Genomic DNA, 17962 nt, shown 5'->3' with positions numbered 1-17962 from the left:
TTCTACATGATGTGGACCGACGGCATGGCCCGGTTGATGCCGCCGTGGGAGCTGTATCTGGGCCGCTACACCGTGCCCGCGGTGTTCTGGGTCGCGCTGATCATGGGTCTGGTGTTCACCGTGCTGATCGCCTATCCCTGGATCGAGAAGCGGCTCACCGGCGACAAGAGTGCCCATCACAACCTGCTGCAGCGTCCGCGTGACGTTCCGGTCCGGACGGCGATCGGCGCGATGGCGATCGCGTTCTACGTGGTGCTGACGCTGTCGTGCGTCAACGACATCATCGCCCTGAAGTTCGACATCTCGCTGAACGCGACCACGTGGATCGGCCGCATCGGCCTGCTCGTCGCCCCGCCTGCGGCGTACTACATCGCGTACCGGTTCTGCCTCGGCTTGCAGCGCAGCGACCGCGCGGTGCTCGAGCACGGCATCGAGACCGGTGTGATCAAGCGTCTGCCGCACGGCGAGTACATCGAGGTGCATCAGCCGCTCGGCCCGGTCGACGGACACGGTCACCCGATTCCGCTGGAGTACCAGGGCGCGCCGGTCCCGAAGAAGATGAGCAAGCTGGGTTCGGCGGGCAAGCCGGGCACCGGCAGCTTCCTGCGGCCCGATCCGCAGGAGGAGAGCGCTCGGAACTTCGAGATCGAGCACGAGGAAGAGCACAGGCAGCTGAAGGTGCTGCAGCGCGCTCAGGAGGCGGCGAACGGCAAGCACGGCCACTGACGCCCGCCCCACCGGACGGCCCCCGAGTCGAATGCGACTCGGGGGCCGTTCTGCGTCATACCGCCGGTGTCACAGGTGTGGCGCCGCGCGGCGTGCGGCCTCGATGGCTTCGAACTTGGCGAGGTTGTGCCGGGCGTCGGCCAGCGCGTCGTGCGCGTCCGGCGGGATCGGCGGGAGTTCGGGACGGCCGTGCGACTCCCAGTGCTGGCGCAATTCGTTGGTATAGCGCGGCAGCGTGTTGGGCAGGTCGACCATGGAGCCCCACAGCTGGCACAGGGCGACGTGGTCGTAGGCGGACACCCAGGCCCACAGCTCCGGTTGCACCGTCGGCCGCGGCACCAGGAACGCGTACAGCTCGTCCCGGATCCGGGCGCGACTGCGCCACAACGGAGAGGAAGGCGACGGCAGCTGGGGCAAAACGAATTTGCGCACCCAGGGACCCGCACGTCCGGCATCGAATTCGGTGGACACCGCGTAGTACTCCCTGCCGTCCTCGCAGACGACGCCGATGGAGACCAAATCGATGGTCACACCGTCCTCGATGAATTCGCAGTCATAAAAATACTTCAAGCACCAAGCCTCTCTGATATCTTCGCTGGCAGTAATTCGGCAACACGGGGGTGGAATGGCCAGCGTTCTCGTATGCAGTGTAGAAGGTTGCACGCGTCAGGTACGAGCACGAGGCGTGTGTGGCAAACATTATGAGCAGGACCCGTGCGGGTGCTTCCGCGCTGTGGCATCGAAAGCTGTTCTAGGCCAGGTGTTATGAAGCATGGAATCTGTCGAGCGCACATCCATAAGGTTCGGCGTTGGGGGAGTGTCGATGCCGCCCCGGGACGGGGGTCGCCCGGACGGCGTCGCAAAAGCTCACACGATGGGCGGCGGATATCTTCGTATGGATATTTGATGATCCGTCTTCCGGAAGGGGGCTGGGAATTGGAGCACCGGCTTGTTATGGAGGCTGAACTGGGCAGAAAGCTCCGTCCGGGAGAGAATGTTCACCATATCAACGGTGATAAGTTGGACAACCGGCCGGAGAACCTGGAGTTGTGGCTCAGGCGTCAGCCGACAGGGCAGAAAGTGCGAGATCTGGTCGCCTGGGCGAAAGAAATCCTCGAACTCTGCGGTGCTGCCGAAGACGATAATGCGACGAGGCCGTAGACGCGGCATCCAATCGGTAGTGAATTCGAGCTGCATCCAAGGGGTTCCCCCGGCGGCCGGCACCCACCGGGTACAAGCCATTCACCTCAGGTGGGGCGATTCCAGCCCTGGGACTGGGTTCCTGCGCGGGGGCGGCGGTCCGTATTCTGGACTGGTGAACTGGACCGTCGACGTACCCATCGATCGCCTGCCGGAACTGCCGCCGCTGCCCGCCGAGCTGCGCAGGCGGCTGGACGACGCGCTGGCGCGACCTGCGCTGCAGCAGCCGTCCTGGGATCCGGAGCAGGCGGCTCAGATGCGCACCGTACTCGAGAGCGTGCCGCCGATCTGCGTGCCCGCCGAGGTGGAGGAGCTGCGCGCTCAGCTGGCCGAAGTCGCCCGCGGTGAGGCGTTCCTCATGCAGGGCGGCGACTGCGCGGAGACGTTCGCCGACAACACCGAGCCGCATATCCGCGGCAACATCCGCACCCTGCTGCAGATGGCGGTCGTGCTCACCTACGGTGCGAGCCTGCCGGTGGTGAAGGTCGCGCGGATCGCGGGCCAATACGCCAAACCGCGCTCGTCGGACACCGATGCGCTCGGCCTCAAGTCCTACCGTGGCGACATGGTGAACGCGCTGGCCGCCGACGCGGCGCTGCGCGAGCACGACCCCTCCCGCCTGGTCCGGGCCTACGCCAACGCCAGCGCGGCGATGAACCTCGTGCGCGCGCTCACCGGCGCGGGCATGGCCGATCTGCACAAGGTGCACGACTGGAACCGCGACTTCGTGGCCAAGTCGCCCGCCGGTGCGCGTTACGAGGCACTGGCCGAGGAGATCGATCGCGGCCTGGCGTTCATGACCGCGTGCCGGGTCACCGATCCGAGCCTGAAAGCGGCCCGCATCTACGCCAGCCACGAGGCGCTCGTGCTGGACTACGAGCGCGCGATGCTGCGCCTGAGTCACAACGCGATCGGCGAGCCGGTGCTCTACGACCTGTCGGCGCACTTCCTCTGGATCGGTGAGCGCACCCGCCAGCTCGACGGCGCGCACATCGCGTTCGCGGAACTGGTCGCCAACCCGATCGGCCTGAAGATCGGCCCGTCCACCACGCCCGAGCAGGCCGTGGAATACGTGGAGCGGCTGGACCCGAACAACGAGCCGGGCCGCCTGACCATCGTCTCGCGCATGGGCCACAGCAAGGTCCGTGACGTGCTGCCGCCCATCATCGAAAAGGTCCAGGCCACCGGCCACCAGGTGATCTGGCAGTGCGACCCGATGCACGGCAACACGCACGAGGCGTCCACCGGCTTCAAGACCCGTCACTTCGACCGCATCGTCGACGAGGTGCAGGGCTTCTTCGAAGTGCACCATGCGCTCGGCACGCACCCCGGCGGCATGCATATCGAACTCACCGGCGAGGACGTCACCGAATGCCTCGGCGGCGCCCAGGACATCTCCGACCTCGATCTGTCCGGCCGCTACGAGACCGCCTGCGACCCCCGGCTGAACACCCAGCAGTCGCTGGAGCTGGCGTTCCTCGTCGCCGAGATGCTGCGCTGAGATCCGAGCCGCGTCAGCGGCCGGATTTCGCACGCTCGCTCGCTTCCGGTCAGGGAAGCGCCACGATGGTGACGGTGTCGCCCGCCTCGAGGTTGACTCCGATGGCCGGAGTTTGCGAGACCACCAGAGAACTATCGGCTCGGGCCAATTGTTTGACCTCGACCTGCAAGCCGAGGCTTTCCAGCTTGGCGCGGGCGTTGGCCACGGTCCATCCGCGGACGTCGGGCATCTTCAGGGCATTGGAGATCAGCAGGACGACGCCGTCGCCGGATTGAATGGTGGCGCCCGCCCCCGGCTGGGTGCCGATGGCCTTGTCCGCCTCGATGCCGCGGTCGAACTGGGGTTTGGTCTCGCGGATCGCGATTCCGGCGGCACTGAGGATCTTGGTGGCCTCGTCGGTCGGCTTGCCGCGGACGTCGGGGACCTTGACCGGCTGCGATCCCTTGCTGCGGTAGACCTTCACCTGCGCGCCCAAGGGCAGCACGGTGCCGGGCCGCGGTTCCACCCGGGCGACTGTTCCCTTAGGGGCGGCGTTGGACTCTTCGCCCGCGTCGACCGGTTGCAGCCCGTAGTCGCGGATCAACTGATTGACCTTCGACACCTGGTCACCCGCTTTGACGTCGGGCACCTTGGGCTTGCCGTTGGAGACCAGGACGGCGACCGTGGAACCCTTGGTGAGCTTGGAACCGGCCGACGGGTCACTGCCGACCACGCCGCCGACCGGAATCGTGTCCGACGCCCTCTGTCGGATCTCGGTCTCGAACCCGGCGTTCTGCAGCGTGGCGACCGCCTTGTCGGTGTCCAGCCCGGCGATCGGCGGCACCGCCGAATACCGGCCGACACCCAGCCACCAGCCCCCGATGCCGACCAGCAGCGTGAGTGTCGCGACGATGGCCACCCATATCCACACGGTGCGCCGGGAGCGGTTGAGCTCGTCGGCGTAGGGCGGCGCGTACGGCGGCGCGGGGTGGGCTTGACGCGCCGGTTGGGGCCGGTCGTAGTCCGCAGGGGGGCTGTAGTCGACGCGGGGCCGCTGGGCGGTGACCACTTTGGTGTGCTGCACCGGTTGCGGCGCATGGGGGTCGTGGGCCGACGCGCCCGCGAAATCCGGCCGGTCGTCGTGATCCGGCGCGACGGCGCGGTAGCCGGCACTGAGATGCTCGGCGGACTCCTGGGGTGCGGGCACCCGATAGGGAGGCAGGCGCAGCGCGGTGCCGATCTGCCGCAGCGCGGCCGCCATCTCGTTCGCGTCGGCGAACCGGTGCGCTGGGTCGCGCGCGGTGGCCTTGGCCACCAGCTCGTCGAACTCCGGCGGCACCCCGGAGATGAATCCGCTCGGGCTCGGCACATCGTTCTCGATGCGCTGATAGGCCACCGAGATCGAGGTGTCGCCGGTGAACGGCACACGGCCGGTGAGCATTTCGAAGATCAGCACGCCGAAGGAGTAGACGTCGCTGCGGGAGTCGGCGGAGCCGCTGGTTACCTGCTCGGGCGACAGGTAAGCGGCGGTGCCGAGGATGACGCTGGCCGACGTGGTGTTCGCCGCGGCCACCGCCCGCACCAAGCCGAAGTCGGCGATCTTCACCTCGCCCGCGTCGGAGATCAGCACGTTCTCCGGCTTGATGTCGCGGTGCACCAGCCCCGCGGAGTGTGCGACGCCGATCGCCGCCAGGACCGGTTCGGCGACGGCGCGCACGGCGTGCGGCGGCATCGGGCCGCGTTCGCGCAGCAGCTCGCGCAGCGTGCCGCCCTCGACCAGCTCCATGATCAAGAAGGGATGGTCGCCGTCGATGCCCTGGTCGTACACCGCGACCAGCGATGGATGCTTGAGTTTGGCGACCGCGCGCGCCTCGAACTCGAATCGGGACAGGAACTGCGGGTCGCCCGCGAACTTCGGATCCATCACCTTGATGGCGACCGGCCGGTCCAGGCGGGTGTCGACCCCGCGGAAGACCATCGACATTCCGCCGCGGGCGATCGGCGCATCGATCCGATAGCGCCCTTCCAGCATCTGGCCGATCAAGAGAAGTCCTCCGGCTTTCACAAAGTTTGCCGCTCCGTGCGGCCCCCACGATGGTATCGACTCCCACCACCCCGGGTGTCTCACGACGTGCGGCAGGTCACCGTCTACCGTTATCCGGGTGAGTGCATTTCCCTGCAGTGACGACGTCCTTCCGCAGTCGGTGGCCCTCGTGCCGCTGCCGGAGGTGGCCGACCGACTCGGGCTGGTGGTGACCCGGGTGCACCAGATGCTGCGCGATCACCAGTTGCTCGCCCTCCGCAGAAACGGCGTCGCGGGCGTCCCCGAACGGTTCTTCGACGACACCGGCGCGGTCGTGAAGCCGCTGCCCGGCCTGATCACCGTGATGCGCGACGCCAAGTACACCGACGAGGAGATCCTGGAGTGGATCTTCACCGAAGACGAGAGCCTGCCCGGCAAACCGATCGACGCCCTGCACGGCTCCCTGGCCCGCGAAGTCCTGCGCCGGGCGGCCGCGGACCCGTTCTGAGTTGTTTTTCCAGCGCCTGCGGCGCTGGGTGTTCGCGGCCCCTTCATGGCTCGCGAACGGCGCATGCTCGGTCTCGCTTCGCTCGAAACCGGTGGTTGAACTGGTGTGGTTGCGGTAGCAGGGAGGGTGCTGCCTCGAAGTTCGCCGTTGTGGGGTGGTCGGAGGTCTCGGCCTACTCATGACCTTCGTCGCGAGTGGCGGCTGTTCGGGGCGCATGGATGCGGGTGCGCCGTGCTGCTCGGCGTCTGTGGCGCGGAGTGAAAATTCGGCGGTTCGCGCTGCCGAGATGTCGGCTGCCGAGATTCCTATGGATGCGCGGTGCCGGGAGGGTGCTCAGCGGTCCAGGCGGCTGCGGAGGGTGGCGGTGGTGAATTCGGCGGCGGCTACGCGCAGGCGGTGGTGGCGGGGCACCGCTGCACGGTGGTCGAAGACGGCGTAGTCGCTGCGTTCGATTTGGTGCAGGATGTCGGAGTAGAGGGTGGCCGCGGTGCGGATGGCGGGGCGTACGCGGGGTTCGAGCAGGTCGATGCCGGTTTCGGCGCGGCGATAGAGATCCCGGTTGACCGCGATGAGGTGGGCGAGGGCACGGCGGACGCGCGGATCGGTGCGGCCGGTGCGCCGGCATTCGAACAGCAGATCGTCGTCGACACCGAACGCGGTGAGGGCATCGGCGGGCAGGTAGACCCGGTCGCGGTCGAGATCCTCCGCGACGTCGCGCAGGAAGTTGGTGAGCTGGAACGCCTCGCCCAGAGCAGCGGCGGCGGGTTCGGCCTGCGGCACCGGGACGACCGTGCCGAGCACGGGCAGCAGCTGCAATCCGATCGCGGCCGCGGAGCCGCGCATGTAGTCGCGCAACTCGGCCATGGTGGCGTAGCGGTTACGGAAGGACGGGGTGCCGGGCGCGTCCATGCGCATGGAGTCCAGGAACGTCCAGAAGTGCTGTGCCGCGATGCCGTAGCGGTGGATGGTGTGGGTGACGGCGGCGAGCACGAGGGCGCGCGGCCGTAGGCCCGCTTCCCCGCTTCGTTCGGGCTCCGGGTTCTGGCCGGAAGGCAGCAGCGCGTCGCCGCGGGCCTCGCCGGTGTGCGATCCCAGCGCGGCCCGCAGGTCCCGCTCGATTCGGTCGAGTTCGGTGACCGGGTCGCTGTCGTTCGCGGCGGTGGGATGGCCCGTGCGGTCGACGACGTCGTCCACCATGCGCGCGAACGCGTACAGCGCGTGCACGGCGGGCCGTCGCTCGGCCGAGAGCAGCCGGGTGGCCAGGAAATAGGTGCGGCCGTGCGTGGCGGCGATCTGCCTGCACTCGCGGTAGGCGAGCGGGAGCAGGGCGGAACTGGGTAGCCGGCCTTCGGTCATCGGGCGGCGGGCGAAGCGGTGGCCTCGCCGGGCGTGGCCGTGACCGTGCTCGGCGGCGTGGTGCGCAGGCGCAGCGGGTCCACCGTGCGCAGCGACAGCGCCGCGACGCTCGCGGCGAAGGTGGCGGCGACGACGTGCCAGAAGTTGTACAGGCCGATCGAACCGTCCGGCTGGAAGACCAGCATCAACCAGGTGCATACGCCGACCAGCGCCATCAGCGTCGTGGTGGACAGCGCGAACCCGGCGGCCAGCGCCAGCGGCCACGAGTAGTACCAGGGCAGCGCGGCGGGCGAGAGGATGACGATCGCGACGAACGCGATCAAGATGCCCAGCACCGCCTCGCGCTCGCTGTGCCGGAAGCGCCACCAGGTCAGGGCGAGCACGGCGACCAAGGCCAGCGCGCACATCGCGCGGGTCACCTCGAGCACCGATTCCAGCCGCAGCGGGGTTATCCAGGTGATCGCGTGCGCCATCACGGTCGGCAGCGAGAGCCAGTTGATGATCTTCTTCGACCCGGACAACGCGGTCAGCCAGCCGATGCCGACGCCGGCGATGGCCGAGGCGGCGACGAACACGACCGCGAACACGCTCAGCCCGAGCCCGGCGATCTTGCCGAACATCAGCGCGGGATGCGGCATGTCCTCCGTCGGCTCCGCGGCGTCGCCGGGTTGCTCGCTGGCGGGCAGGTGCGCCGGATCGCGCCCGACCCGCTGGGCGGCGCGGCGTTCGCGTTCGTGCAGCATCCAGATCCAGACCAGGAACGGCAGCGCGACGCCCGCGGTCGCCTTGATGGCCACGCCGATCGCGACGACAACGATGCCCGCCACGTGGTGACGCTCCAGCACCAGTGCGATGCCCGCGCACATCAGCCCGACCATCAGCATCTCGTTGTGCACGCCGCCGATCAGGTGGATCAGCACCAGCGGGTTGAGCACAGCCAGCCACAGCGCGACGGTCGGTTTGCCGCCGAGGTGCTTGGTCAGATACGGCACCGCCCACATCATCAGCGCCAGGCCGGGCAGCATGACCAGCCGCATCGCGATGGTGCCCGCCACCACGTTGTCGCCGGTCACGGCGGTGATCGCGCGACCGAGCAGCAGGAAGACCGGGCCGTAGGGCGCGGTGGTCGTGGTCCACACCGGACTGACGTTGTCCAGCAGCACACCGGGATTCGCGACCGGGCCGACCTGGTAGGGGTCGAAGCCGTCGCGCAGCAGCGCGCCCTGGGCGAGGTAGGAGTAGGCGTCGCGGCTGAACATCGGCACGGCGAACAGCAGCGGCGCGATCCAGATGCCGACGATGGCGCGCAGCTCGTTGAGCGTCACCTCGGCGCCGGTCCGGTCGCCGGTGCCGATCGTGGCGCGCCCGAGGCGGACCCAGGCGGTGATCATGAGCAGCACGCCGATCCAGATGCAGATGGTCGACAGCGCGTAACCGTGCCCGAACCGCAGCCAGGACAGGTGCACGGCCTCGAGTAGCGGGTCGCGCTTGCGCACGCTGCCCGCGCCGAAACCGCCGAACATGATCATGATCGCGCCGAAGAAACCGAGCAGGGCGGCATGGCCCTCCGGGCTTCTGGCGAAGTCGGCGCAGGTGCGCATCCACCACAGGAAACCGCGATCGGTGGCCGATTCACGACGTGCGGAGGCGGGCGACGAGGGACGGATGTCACCGGCGGAGGCGGCCTCTGCGGTGCGCGTTTCGGGGGATGCCATCTGGTGTCGGTCCCCCCGAGTGGTCGGCGGTCGCAACCGCGAGCGAATAGGTCGGCGCTTAGTTTACGGCGTCGTCTCGAACACTATCCGGCTGGTGCGCGGGGTCGCACGCGAAGTGCGCCCGACCTCGCCCGCGATGCGGTTTGCCGCCAGTTTTCCGGATAATAGGGCGGTCGGCACGCCCACGCCCGGAGTGGTGCCGCAACCGGCGATAACCACGTTGTCGCTGGAGCGCGGGAAATTGCGCGGCCTGAAGGGGCCGGTCTGCCGGAAGAGGTGTGCGGCGGAGAACGGCGTGCCCGCGAGCATGCCGTAGTCGAGCCACGTCCGAGGTGTGTCGAGCCGGTCGACGGCGAAGTGCTCGGCGATGCCCCGGTAGCCGCGCGCTTCCAGCACGGTGAGCAACTCGCGGAGGTAGGCGGGGCCAAGGCGCGGCCAGTCCAGCGGCGCCGCCGCGAGATTCGGGCACGGCGCGAGCAAGGAGAACGGCTCGTGGCGTCCGTCGCCGCGTTCGACGAACAGGCTCGGATCGGTCAGAGCGGGCCGGGTCAGCAGCAGCGAGGGGTCGCTCATCAGCTTGCCGCGGCCGCGGCGAGCGGTGATCTCGGTGAACGTGCGGTCCCAGGCCTGCCCGAACTCGATGGTGTGGTGCGCCTGCACCGGCCATCGCGCCGCGACCGCGGCGGGGACGGTGCCGTGCGCGACGAGCGCCGACGGCGAGGCGCGCAGCCCGCGCCGTGGTCGCACACCGAAACGATCCAGCGAGCCGAGGTCGGCGGTGAGCACGAGCGCGTCGCAGTCGAACGAGCGCCCATCGGCGGTGCGGGCTCGCCGGGCTCGCCTGCCCGCGTAGTCGATGCCGACCACCTCGGCGTTCAGTTCCAGCGTGCCGCCTGCCTCGGCGAACGCCTGCGCCAGCGCCGCGGCGATCGCGCGCATACCGCCCTCGGGGAAGTAGACGCCCAGCGAGGTGTCCATGTGCGGGATCGCGCCGTAGACGGCGAGCGCCTGCGCGGGCGGCATGCCCGCGTAGAGGGCTTGGAAGGTGAACAGGCGCGCCAGGCGCGGATCCCGCAGGAACCGGCGCACCTGCGGGCCGAGCCTGCCGAACCCGCCGAGACGTGCCAATTCGACCAGCGCGCGGCGCTTTTCGGGGAGGCGCACCATATCCAGCGGCGAGTCGAAGTTGGTGTCCATGAACTCGGTGAACTCCGCCGCGTAGACCCGCGCCAGCCATGCGCGCAGGCGCCGGTATCCGCGTGCCTCGGCCGGGCCGCAGGCCCGCTCGACCTCCGCGGCCATGGCGTCCGGGTCGGCGAAGACCCTGATCTGCGCGCCGTCGGCGAACCGGGCGTGATAGCCCGGCGCCAGCCGGTGGATGCGCAGCGGGGGCTCGCAGGTCTCCGGGGCGCGGCCCACGGCGGCGAGCGCGTCGGTGATCAGTTCGGGCAGCGTGAGGACGGTGGCGCCGGAATCGATCTCGTAATCGGCGCCCTGGTACCGCCCCACCCGGCCGCCGGGGTGGTCGGCCCGCTCGAGCAGCGTGACCGTGTGACCCGCGCCGGTCAGGTAGAGGGCGGCCGACAGGCCGGCCAGGCCCGCGCCGACCACCACGACGCGATCGGTCGGTCCCGCAACGGTTCTCATCCGGTTCGTCTCCTTGCCGTGGCGCCCGGTACCCGGCTCACGCCGCGCGCTCGGTCGCGGCCAGCGCCATCGCGCGCAGCCGTTCCTTGGCCACCGGCGTCGCCGAACTGGCCTCGATCGCGGCCAGACCGCTGTCGGTGAGTTCGGCGATCCGGCGTTCCACCTCGTCGACCGCCCCCAGTTCGGCGAGCAGCACGCGCAGCCGCTGCACCTGCTCGGCGCTCAGGTCGGTGCCGATACTCGAACGCAGCAGCGCGGCCGCGGCGGCGTCGATCTCGTCCGCGCGGCGCAGCGCCTCGGCCAGCAGCACGGTGCGCTTGCCTTCGCGCAGGTCGTCGCCGGAGGGCTTGCCGGTGACGGCCGGATCGCCGAATACGCCGAGCAGGTCGTCGCGCAGCTGGAAGGCGATCCCGATCGCGGTGCCGAACCGGCGGTAGGCCTCGATCAGCTGCTGATCGGCGGCGGCGATGGCGGCGCCGAGGTGCAGCGGGCGTTCGACGGTGTAGGCGGCGGTCTTGTAGCGATTGATCCGCAGCGCGGCCTCGACCGATTCGTCGCCGCCCGCCTCGCCGTTGATGTCGAGCAGTTGACCGCCGAGCACCTCGGTGCGCATGTCGGCCCACACGGGGGCGAACCGGGCGATGGCCGCGGGCGCCAGTCCGGACGCGTGCACCATGTCGTCGGCCCAGGACAGCGCCAGGTCGCCGACCAGGATGGCCACGCTGGCGCCGAAGTGCGCCGAGTCGCCCGCCCAGTCGCGGTCGCGGTGGCGCTGCTCGAAGTCGACGTGCACGGTGGGGAAGCGGCGGCGGGTGCGGGAGGAATCGATGATGTCGTCGTGGATCAGCGCGCAGGCCTGGACGAGTTCGAGTGCGGAGCAGGCGGTGAGCACCGCGGTGGCCTCGGGGGCGTGCGGATCGCCGCCCGCGCCGAGCCACCCGGTCCACGCGAACGCGGGCCTGGTGCGTTTCCCGCCGCGCAGCACGAACTGCTCGAGCGCGTCGGTGGCCTCGACGAAGACCGGGCCGAGGCGCTCGGTCGTCGGGCGGCGGGTGGCGAAGAAACTGGTCAGGGCGTCTTCCACGGCGGTGACGAAGGCGGGGGTGCCCGGCTGCGGCACCGCGGGACGTGGCGTCTGAGTACCGGTTGCGGCGGACAGAGGAGCCTCCAAGGTCGTGCGGATGGTGGACGCACGGGGTCGCGGAGGGTGCCCGGGCGCTGCGGGTGATTCGGGGCCGAGCGGGGGGCGGTCGCGCGTGTCGCTCGGCGTGGCGAACATGTCGCTCGAAGCGAAGAATACGCGGGACGTCCGAGCGACCCGACGGGGCCGCCACCGGCCACCTCTACACTGAACCGGTGACTTTCGACAACGTGCGGGGAAGCTCGACCCCTGGCCGGCCGTCCCGGACGCACCCGAACGTCTCTGGAACACCTTCGGTCGTACAGAGTCTGCGGGCTCACGCGGGGCACGCGGTGCCGTTCTCCGTGGAGTTCAATCCGCCCCGCGACGCCGCCGCCGAGGCGCGGCTGTGGCGCGCCGTGCGGCAGTTCGAGTGCATGCATCCCGCGTTCGTGTCGATGACCTACGGCGCGGGTGGTTCCACTCGCGACCGCACCGTCCGGGTGACCGGGGAACTGGCGCAGCAGACGACGCTGCTGCCGGTCGCGCACCTGACCGCGGTGGAGCACAGCGTCGCGGAGCTGCGCTCGCTGGTCGGCGCGTACGCCGACTCCGGTATCCGCAACATCCTGGTGCTGCGCGGCGACCCGCCGGGCGACCCGCTGGGGGAGTGGCACAAGCATCCGCAGGGCGTCTCCTACGCCGAGGAGCTGGTGCGCATCGTGCGCGACCTCGGTGACTTCCACGTCGGCGTGGCCTCGTTCCCGCAGGGCCACCACCGCTCGCCGGACCTGGCGACCGACACCGCGTTCCTGGCCGCGAAACTGCGTGCGGGAGCGGAGTATTCGATCACCCAGATGTTCTTCGACGTCGAGCACTACCTGCGCTTGCGCGATCGGCTGGTGGCGCTGGACCCGATCGAGGGCGCCAAGCCGATCATTCCGGAGCTGATGCCGATCACGTCGCTGCGCACGGTGCAGCGCGCCGAGGAGCTGTGCGGCAGGCCGCTGCCGGACTCGGTCATGCGGCGGCTGCGCACGGCGGCGGGCGACGGCGGGGAGGAGAACGCCGCGGCGGTGCGCGCGGCGGGCATCGAGATCGCCACCGAGATCGCCCAGCGGCTGATCGACGAGGGCGCGCCGTGCCTGCACTTCATCACGCTCAATTTCGCCAAGGCGACCAGCGAGGTGCTGACCAACCTCGGTTACGGCGTCACGGCCGCCCCGGTCAGCGTCTGAGGCTCCCGCCTCGGGTGGGCGCTACGTGGGCGTCGCCGGCCGCTTCGACGCCGTGCCCGGCGGCCGCTCGTCCCCAGGACGGCGCATTCGAGCCACTGTGGCGGCCTCGGTGACCGGCCGGCGCGCTCGAGGGCGCCGACCGGCGCCGCGTCAGGCCGCGCGGGCCGCGCGCAGCCCCCATGCCTCGGCGAGCAGCCGATGCGATTGCAGCCGATCGGCGTGCCGGTGGGTGATCGTGGTAACCAGCAGTTCGTCCGCTCCGCTGACGCGTTGCAGCGCGGAAAGCCGCTCCACGACGGTGCCCGGCGACCCCACGAACTGGGTGGCGAGGCGATCGTCGACCAATCGCCGCTGCTCCGCGGTGAGTGGGGCGACGGTCGCCGGATCGGGGTAGTCGGCCGCGCCCGCGCCGCTGCGGATGCTGTGCACCCAGTGGCCGTAGCTCGCGGCCAGCCGCCGCGCGGTGGCGTCGTCCTCGGCCACGACCACGTCGGCGGAGATCACCACGTACGGCTCGGCCAGCTCGGCGGACGGCCGGAACGCCGCGCGATACGCCTCGATCGCGTCCAGCGCGGTGCCCGGCGAGACGTGATAGGCCGCGGCGAACGGCAGCCCCAGCCGCCCGGCCAGCTCCGCGCTCTCGCCCGCGGTGCTGCCGAACAGCCACAATCGCACCTGCGCGCCCTCACCGGGGACCGCGTGCAACGCAACGCCTTCCGGGCTGACGAAGGTGCCCGCCAGCAGAGCGCGCACCTCGCCGACCTGCTCGGCGAACTCCAGCGGCTGCGCGCCGCGCTGCTGGAGGGCGCCCACCGAGGCGATGAACTTGGACCGGTCCAGGATGCGGCCCGGGTCGAACGGCGGCGGAACGACAACGCCGTCACGGATCTCGGTGCGTCCGGTCACCGTGCCGATCACGGGCTTGCCGCGCGCGGGCCGCGCGGCCTCCGCCCCGAACTGGCCGCGTCGATGCCCCGACCGGCCGAGGCCCAGGTCGAGCCGGCCCGGGTACAGCGCGTCGATCGTGCCGAACGCTTCCACGATCGAGGCCGAGGTGTGATGACCCACCTGCACCGCGGCCGAACCCACCCGGATGCGCTCGGTGGCCGCCGCGACCAACCCGATCAGGGTGATCGAGGAGGAACTGGCCACCGAGACGAAGTGGTGTTCGGCCAGCCAGTACCGGTGATAGCCCCACTGTTCGGCGTGCTGGGCCAGATCGACGGTGTTGCGCAGGGCCTGCTGCGCGGTCGAGCCCGCGCTGATCGGGGACAGGTCCAGGATCGAGAGGGGAACGAACCGGCCGCTCATGCGGCACGTCCCGGCCGCGGGTCCTGCTCGCCCGCTTCGATGGCCACGCGCAGCCGGTTCTGCGCGGGCGCCACCGGGCAGGTCGCGAAATCGGTGAAGGCGCACGGCAGATTCGCGGCGCGGTTGAAGTCCAGCAGCACCGTGCCGTCCGCTTCCGGCGTACCCACGGTCAGCGATCGCGCCGCAGGGTAGGTCGTCACACCGCTCGTGGCGTCGGTGAACAACACCCGCAGGTTGTCCTGGTCGCCGAACGCGACGACGCGTTCGGTCACCTCGCCGATGCGGAATTCGATGGTGCCCGCGGCGCTGTGGTGGTGCTCGAGCCCCTCGACCACGGCGCCGGTGACCACGGTTCGCTGCTGCGCGAACGGCGTGAAGCGCCCCGGGACCACCCAGCGCGGGTCGGGCCGGTAGGCCGGGATGCCGTCGAAGGTCAGCAGGGCGGGCGAAGCGGGGTCGTGCACCCGGACGGCGTAGCGGCCCGTGCGGCGGATCACCTCGAGCACCCGGCGCTCCTGCCGGACGTGCAGCCCGGGCGCCCCTTCGGCAGGGGTGACGATCTGTACGCCCGCGATGCCGAGCCCGTCGTATTCGAGCCGGTCGGCGGGCTGGGCGGTGATGAACACCTTTTCGTCGGTGACCCACCAGGTACCGGGCAGGTCCGGCAGGCGTTCGGGGCGGTCGGTGAGCCAGTGCAGCGCGGTCAGGCCGAGGAAGCCGAGCGGGTCGCGCAGTTCGTCTTCCCGCGTGTGGTGCCAGCGCGCCCACTCGGTCTCGAAAACGGTGGTGATGCTCGTGGTCATGACGCTTCGGCTCCTTCGTGGGCGGTGGTGCGACGGTGGGGATGGCGCAGGCCGAGGTGGTCGCGCAAGGTGGTTCCGGCGTACTCGGTGCGGAAGCTGCCGCGCTCCTGTAGTTCCGGGACGACCCGGTCGACGAATTCGTCCAGCCCGTGCGGGGTGAGGTGCGGGACGAGGATGAAACCGTCCGCGGCGTCGGACTGCACGTAGGCGTCGATCCGCTCGGCGACCGCCGCGGGCGTGCCGACGAACTGCTGGCGTGCGGTGACCTCGATGATCAGCTCCCGGATGCTGAGTCCTTCGGCTTCGGCTCTGGCCCGCCAGGATTCGGCGACCGCGCGGGGATCTTTGGCGTGCCGCACGCGGCCGCGGGTGATGTTCACGTCGTCGACGGGCTCGACGTCGGGTAGCGGTCCGTCCGGGTCGTATCCGGACAGATCCCGGCCCCAGACCTGTTCGAGGAAGGCGATCGCGGTCTGCGGGCCGACCTGTTGGAGGCGGATGTGCCTGGCGCGTTCCTGCGCCTCGGCCTCGGTGTCGCCGAGGACGAAAGTGGCTGCGGGGAAGATCTTCAGCTCGTCGGGGGTGCGCCCGTACTTGGCCAGGCGGCCTTTCAGGTCGGCGTAGAAGCGCTGCCCGTCCTCGAGAGTGCCGTGGCCGGTGAAGATCGCGTCGGCCGTGGCAGCGCCGAATTCCCGGCCGTCCTCGGAGTCGCCCGCCTGCAACAGCACTGGATGCCCCTGCGGGCTCGGCGGCAGCACGAATCGGGCGGTGATGTCGAACTGTGCTCCGCGATGGCGGATTTGGGGGATGTCCCGGGCGAACACCCCGGCCTGCCGGTCGACGACCAGTGCGTCCGCGGCCCAGCTGTCCCACAGCGCGCGGGTCACCTCGACGGTCTCGGCCGCGCGGTGGTAGCGCTCGCCGTGCTCGAGATAGCCGCCGCGCCGGAAGTTCTCGCCGGTGAACGCGTCGGAGGAGGTCACGACGTTCCAGGCCGCGCGGCCGCCGGAGAGATGGTCGAGCGAGGCGAATTGCTTGGCCAGCTCGAACGGCTCGTTGTAGGTGCTGTTGATGGTGCCGGCCAATCCCAGCTTCTCGGTGACCCCTGCCAGCGCGTTGAGCACGGTGAAGGTGTCCGGCCTGCCCACGACGTCGAGGTCGTGGATGCGGCCGCGATGTTCGCGCAGCCGCAGCCCTTCGGCGAGGAAGAAGAAGTCGAACAGGCCGCGCTCGGCGGTACGCGCCAGATGCTCGAACGACGCGAAGTCGATCTGGCTGCCCGACTCGGGGTCGCTCCAGACGGTGGTGTTGTTCACGCCGGGGAAGTGGGCGGCGAGGTGGACCGGCTTGCGGGGCTTGTCGGTCACGATGGGGTGCCTTTCGTGCTGATCGCGTAGCGGCTCGCCGGACGGGGCAGTTCGAGGCGCGCACGTAATGTGCTGTCCGACAGCGCCTTCCGGTCGAGGCCGGGCAGCAGGCGCACTGCGGCCGGAAGCGCGAGCGGCCGCAGGACGACGCCGTCGGCGGCCTCGGCGCTGTCCACCGCCGCGAGCACTTCGCGCAGTGTCTCGGCGGTCCCGAGATGGCGCAGGGTGCTGAACGCTGCGGCGCGGACCGGGCCGGCCCAGCCGTCCAAGGTGCGCGCTTCCGCCCGTGCCGCGTCCGCGGAGCCGGCCAAGTGGATGTCGAGATCCAGCAGCACGTGCACGCTGTCGGGGTCGCGTCCCGCGTCCGCGAGCGCCGCGCGCAAGGCAGTGCGCCGGGCCCGCGCCGCGTCGAGATCGTCCGCGCCGATCCGGTCAGGTCGGCGCGGCGCAGCGCGACCGCGGTGGCGGCCGCGCCGTCGGCGCGCACCGCGACGATCGGTTGGCCCTGCGGCGAGCGCGGTGTGATGGAGGGTCCCTTCACGGCGAAGTTGTCGCCGGTGAAGTCGATGTAGTGCAGCTTGTCCCGGTCGACGAAGCGGCCGGTCGAGGCGTCGCGGATCTCCGCGTCGTCCTCCCAGCTGTCCCACAGCCGGGTGGCGACCTCGATCGCCTCGTCGGCCTCGTGCCACAGCGCGGCCGCGTCCTGCGCCGGTTTGCGCCCGAACGCCCGCGCCTGCTCGTCTCCTTCGGAGACGGTGACCTCCCAGCCCGCCCGGCCGAGCGTGGCGAAGTCCAAGCTCTGGATCGCCTTCGCCAGATGGAACGGTTCGGTGTGGGTGACCGGCGCCTGGGGAATCAGACCGACGCGGTGGGTGGCGGCGGCTACGCGGGCGGCGATCGCGACCGCGTCGAGCCTGCCGCGGGTGGCGCCGGGGCCGCCGGGCTGCACGCCGAACGAGTCGGGCAGGAACACCGCGTCGATGCCCGCTTGCTCGGCCGCGACGATCACCTCGGTCCAGTACCGTCCGGTGAACAGGTCCTCCGCGCGCGAGTCGGCACGCCGCCAGGACGCGGGGTGCGCGCCGGTGCCCGCCGCTTCGACGGCGAGGAAGAAGCCGGAGTGCGCCATCAGGCCGTGCCCTCCGCTTCGATCTGCTGCCGCAGCGCCGGATGGGTCCCGGATCCGGCGACATCGGGTCCCAGCAGCAGCGCCTGCTGCCATAGTGCGGCGCGCATGCCGCGCGCGGACCGGACCGCGCGGCGGTCGCGCTCGGCGCGGACCGGGGCGACCGCGTGCACGCGCGGGTTGCCGGAGGTGTCGGCGGCACGCGGGGCGCGCAGACGGGTGCGCCACCAGCGCGCGGGATCGGGTGCGAAGACGGCGGGGGCGGACGGGACGTCCGGCGCGGGAGACGGTTCGGCGTCGGTGGCGGCCGGTTTCCGGTTGAAGGCGGAGTACACCATCAGG

14 protein-coding genes and 2 pseudogenes are annotated in these 17962 nt (G+C 70.5%); 5 read left to right on the top strand and 11 right to left on the bottom strand.

Features of this window, described 5'->3' with window-relative positions; genetic code table 11:
- Window positions 1-726 (top strand): annotated as a pseudogene (locus ABZ420_RS33880) (cytochrome b); the annotation flags it as partial.
- Window positions 727-795: 69 nt separating this feature from the next.
- On the opposite strand, the gene ABZ420_RS33875 reads toward ABZ420_RS33880, so the two are convergent.
- Complete coding sequence (locus ABZ420_RS33875; RefSeq protein WP_357131611.1) at window positions 796-1296, bottom strand: polyadenylate-specific 3'-exoribonuclease AS; 501 nt, start codon at window positions 1294-1296, stop codon at window positions 796-798.
- A gap of 336 nt (window positions 1297-1632) precedes the next feature.
- Between ABZ420_RS33875 and ABZ420_RS33870 the strand changes: the two genes are divergently transcribed.
- A complete protein-coding gene (locus tag ABZ420_RS33870; protein WP_357131608.1) occupies window positions 1633-1887 on the top strand; it encodes an HNH endonuclease signature motif containing protein in 255 nt (84 codons plus the stop codon).
- A gap of 154 nt (window positions 1888-2041) precedes the next feature.
- The gene (locus ABZ420_RS33865) at window positions 2042-3427 is read left to right on the top strand and encodes a class II 3-deoxy-7-phosphoheptulonate synthase (protein WP_357131605.1); all 1386 of its coding nucleotides are present in this window, start codon (window positions 2042-2044) and stop codon (window positions 3425-3427) included.
- A 49-nt stretch (window positions 3428-3476) separates the two neighbouring features.
- Here the strand turns inward: ABZ420_RS33865 and pknB are convergent, their stop codons facing one another.
- Entirely contained in the window at window positions 3477-5438 is a 1962-nt protein-coding gene (pknB, locus tag ABZ420_RS33860; RefSeq protein ID WP_357131628.1) for a Stk1 family PASTA domain-containing Ser/Thr kinase, read from the bottom strand.
- Window positions 5439-5568: 130 nt separating this feature from the next.
- Between pknB and ABZ420_RS33855 the strand changes: the two genes are divergently transcribed.
- Window positions 5569-5937 (top strand): Rv2175c family DNA-binding protein, encoded by a 369-nt coding sequence (locus tag ABZ420_RS33855; protein WP_357131602.1) that lies wholly within the window; start codon window positions 5569-5571, stop codon window positions 5935-5937.
- 333 nt (window positions 5938-6270) lie between these two features.
- On the opposite strand, the gene ABZ420_RS33850 is transcribed toward ABZ420_RS33855, so the two are convergent.
- The 4 genes from ABZ420_RS33850 to ABZ420_RS33835 all read right to left on the bottom strand — a co-directional run bounded on the left by ABZ420_RS33850 (window position 6271) and on the right by ABZ420_RS33835 (window position 11775).
- Window positions 6271-7293, bottom strand: coding sequence for a phytoene/squalene synthase family protein (locus tag ABZ420_RS33850; RefSeq protein ID WP_357131599.1), 1023 nt, complete (start codon window positions 7291-7293; stop codon window positions 6271-6273).
- Window positions 7290-8894, bottom strand: a complete 1605-nt coding sequence (locus ABZ420_RS33845; RefSeq protein ID WP_357131625.1) for an alpha-(1->6)-mannopyranosyltransferase A — start codon at window positions 8892-8894, stop codon at window positions 7290-7292. Before ABZ420_RS33845 ends, ABZ420_RS33850 begins: the two co-directional genes overlap by 4 nt.
- A gap of 177 nt (window positions 8895-9071) precedes the next feature.
- Complete coding sequence (crtI, locus tag ABZ420_RS33840) at window positions 9072-10655, bottom strand: phytoene desaturase family protein (protein ID WP_357131596.1); 1584 nt, start codon at window positions 10653-10655, stop codon at window positions 9072-9074.
- Between the two features lie 37 nt (window positions 10656-10692).
- Window positions 10693-11775, bottom strand: coding sequence for a polyprenyl synthetase family protein (locus tag ABZ420_RS33835; RefSeq protein ID WP_357131593.1), 1083 nt, complete (start codon window positions 11773-11775; stop codon window positions 10693-10695).
- Window positions 11776-12011: 236 nt separating this feature from the next.
- Here ABZ420_RS33835 and ABZ420_RS33830 point away from each other — a divergent pair, with 236 nt between their 5' ends.
- Window positions 12012-13013 carry a methylenetetrahydrofolate reductase gene (locus tag ABZ420_RS33830; RefSeq protein WP_063054036.1) on the top strand — a complete coding sequence of 334 codons (1002 nt, stop codon included), beginning with the start codon at window positions 12012-12014 and terminating at the stop codon, window positions 13011-13013.
- Between the two features lie 150 nt (window positions 13014-13163).
- Here ABZ420_RS33830 and ABZ420_RS33825 read toward each other — a convergent pair whose 3' ends face one another.
- The 5 genes and pseudogenes from ABZ420_RS33825 to ABZ420_RS33805 form a co-directional block, all read right to left on the bottom strand.
- Window positions 13164-14324, bottom strand: a complete 1161-nt coding sequence (locus ABZ420_RS33825; protein WP_357131590.1) for an LLM class flavin-dependent oxidoreductase — start codon at window positions 14322-14324, stop codon at window positions 13164-13166.
- Window positions 14321-15127 (bottom strand): DUF1684 domain-containing protein, encoded by an 807-nt coding sequence (locus ABZ420_RS33820; RefSeq protein ID WP_357131587.1) that lies wholly within the window; start codon window positions 15125-15127, stop codon window positions 14321-14323. Before ABZ420_RS33820 ends, ABZ420_RS33825 begins: the two co-directional genes overlap by 4 nt.
- On the bottom strand, window positions 15124-16497 hold the full coding sequence (locus ABZ420_RS33815; RefSeq protein ID WP_357131623.1) for an NtaA/DmoA family FMN-dependent monooxygenase: 1374 nt from the start codon (window positions 16495-16497) through the stop codon (window positions 15124-15126). Before ABZ420_RS33815 ends, ABZ420_RS33820 begins: the two co-directional genes overlap by 4 nt.
- Window positions 16491-17623 (bottom strand): annotated as a pseudogene (locus ABZ420_RS33810) (LLM class flavin-dependent oxidoreductase). The gene ABZ420_RS33815 and the pseudogene ABZ420_RS33810 overlap by 7 nt, the downstream one beginning before the upstream one ends.
- A complete protein-coding gene (locus ABZ420_RS33805) occupies window positions 17623-17958 on the bottom strand; it encodes a hypothetical protein (protein ID WP_357131585.1) in 336 nt (111 codons plus the stop codon). Before ABZ420_RS33805 ends, ABZ420_RS33810 begins: the two are co-directional and overlap by 1 nt.
- Between the last annotated feature and the right edge of the window lie 4 nt (window positions 17959-17962).

Source organism: Nocardia sp. NPDC005745 (genome assembly GCF_040630775.1).
Classification (GTDB): Bacteria; Actinomycetota; Actinomycetes; order Mycobacteriales; family Mycobacteriaceae; genus Nocardia.
Note: the sequence above shows the minus strand (reverse complement) of the source record. Positions and strands in the feature narration are given on the sequence as shown.

What these genes read in the sequence shown, in the direction of transcription:
- ABZ420_RS33825 (WP_357131590.1), bottom strand. Translation starts at nt 14,324, where the DNA reads ATGAGCGGCCGGTTCGTTCCCCTCTCGATCCTGGACCTGTCCCCGATC.
- ABZ420_RS33820 (WP_357131587.1), bottom strand. Translation starts at nt 15,127, where the DNA reads ATGACCACGAGCATCACCACCGTTTTCGAGACCGAGTGGGCGCGCTGG.
- pknB (WP_357131628.1), bottom strand. Translation starts at nt 5,438, where the DNA reads ATGCTGGAAGGGCGCTATCGGATCGATGCGCCGATCGCCCGCGGCGGA.
- ABZ420_RS33845 (WP_357131625.1), bottom strand. Translation starts at nt 8,894, where the DNA reads ATGCGCACCTGCGCCGACTTCGCCAGAAGCCCGGAGGGCCATGCCGCC.
- crtI (WP_357131596.1), bottom strand. Translation starts at nt 10,655, where the DNA reads ATGAGAACCGTTGCGGGACCGACCGATCGCGTCGTGGTGGTCGGCGCG.
- ABZ420_RS33850 (WP_357131599.1), bottom strand. Translation starts at nt 7,293, where the DNA reads ATGACCGAAGGCCGGCTACCCAGTTCCGCCCTGCTCCCGCTCGCCTAC.
- ABZ420_RS33870 (WP_357131608.1), top strand. Translation starts at nt 1,633, where the DNA reads ATGATCCGTCTTCCGGAAGGGGGCTGGGAATTGGAGCACCGGCTTGTT.
- ABZ420_RS33805 (WP_357131585.1), bottom strand. Translation starts at nt 17,958, where the DNA reads ATGGTGTACTCCGCCTTCAACCGGAAACCGGCCGCCACCGACGCCGAA.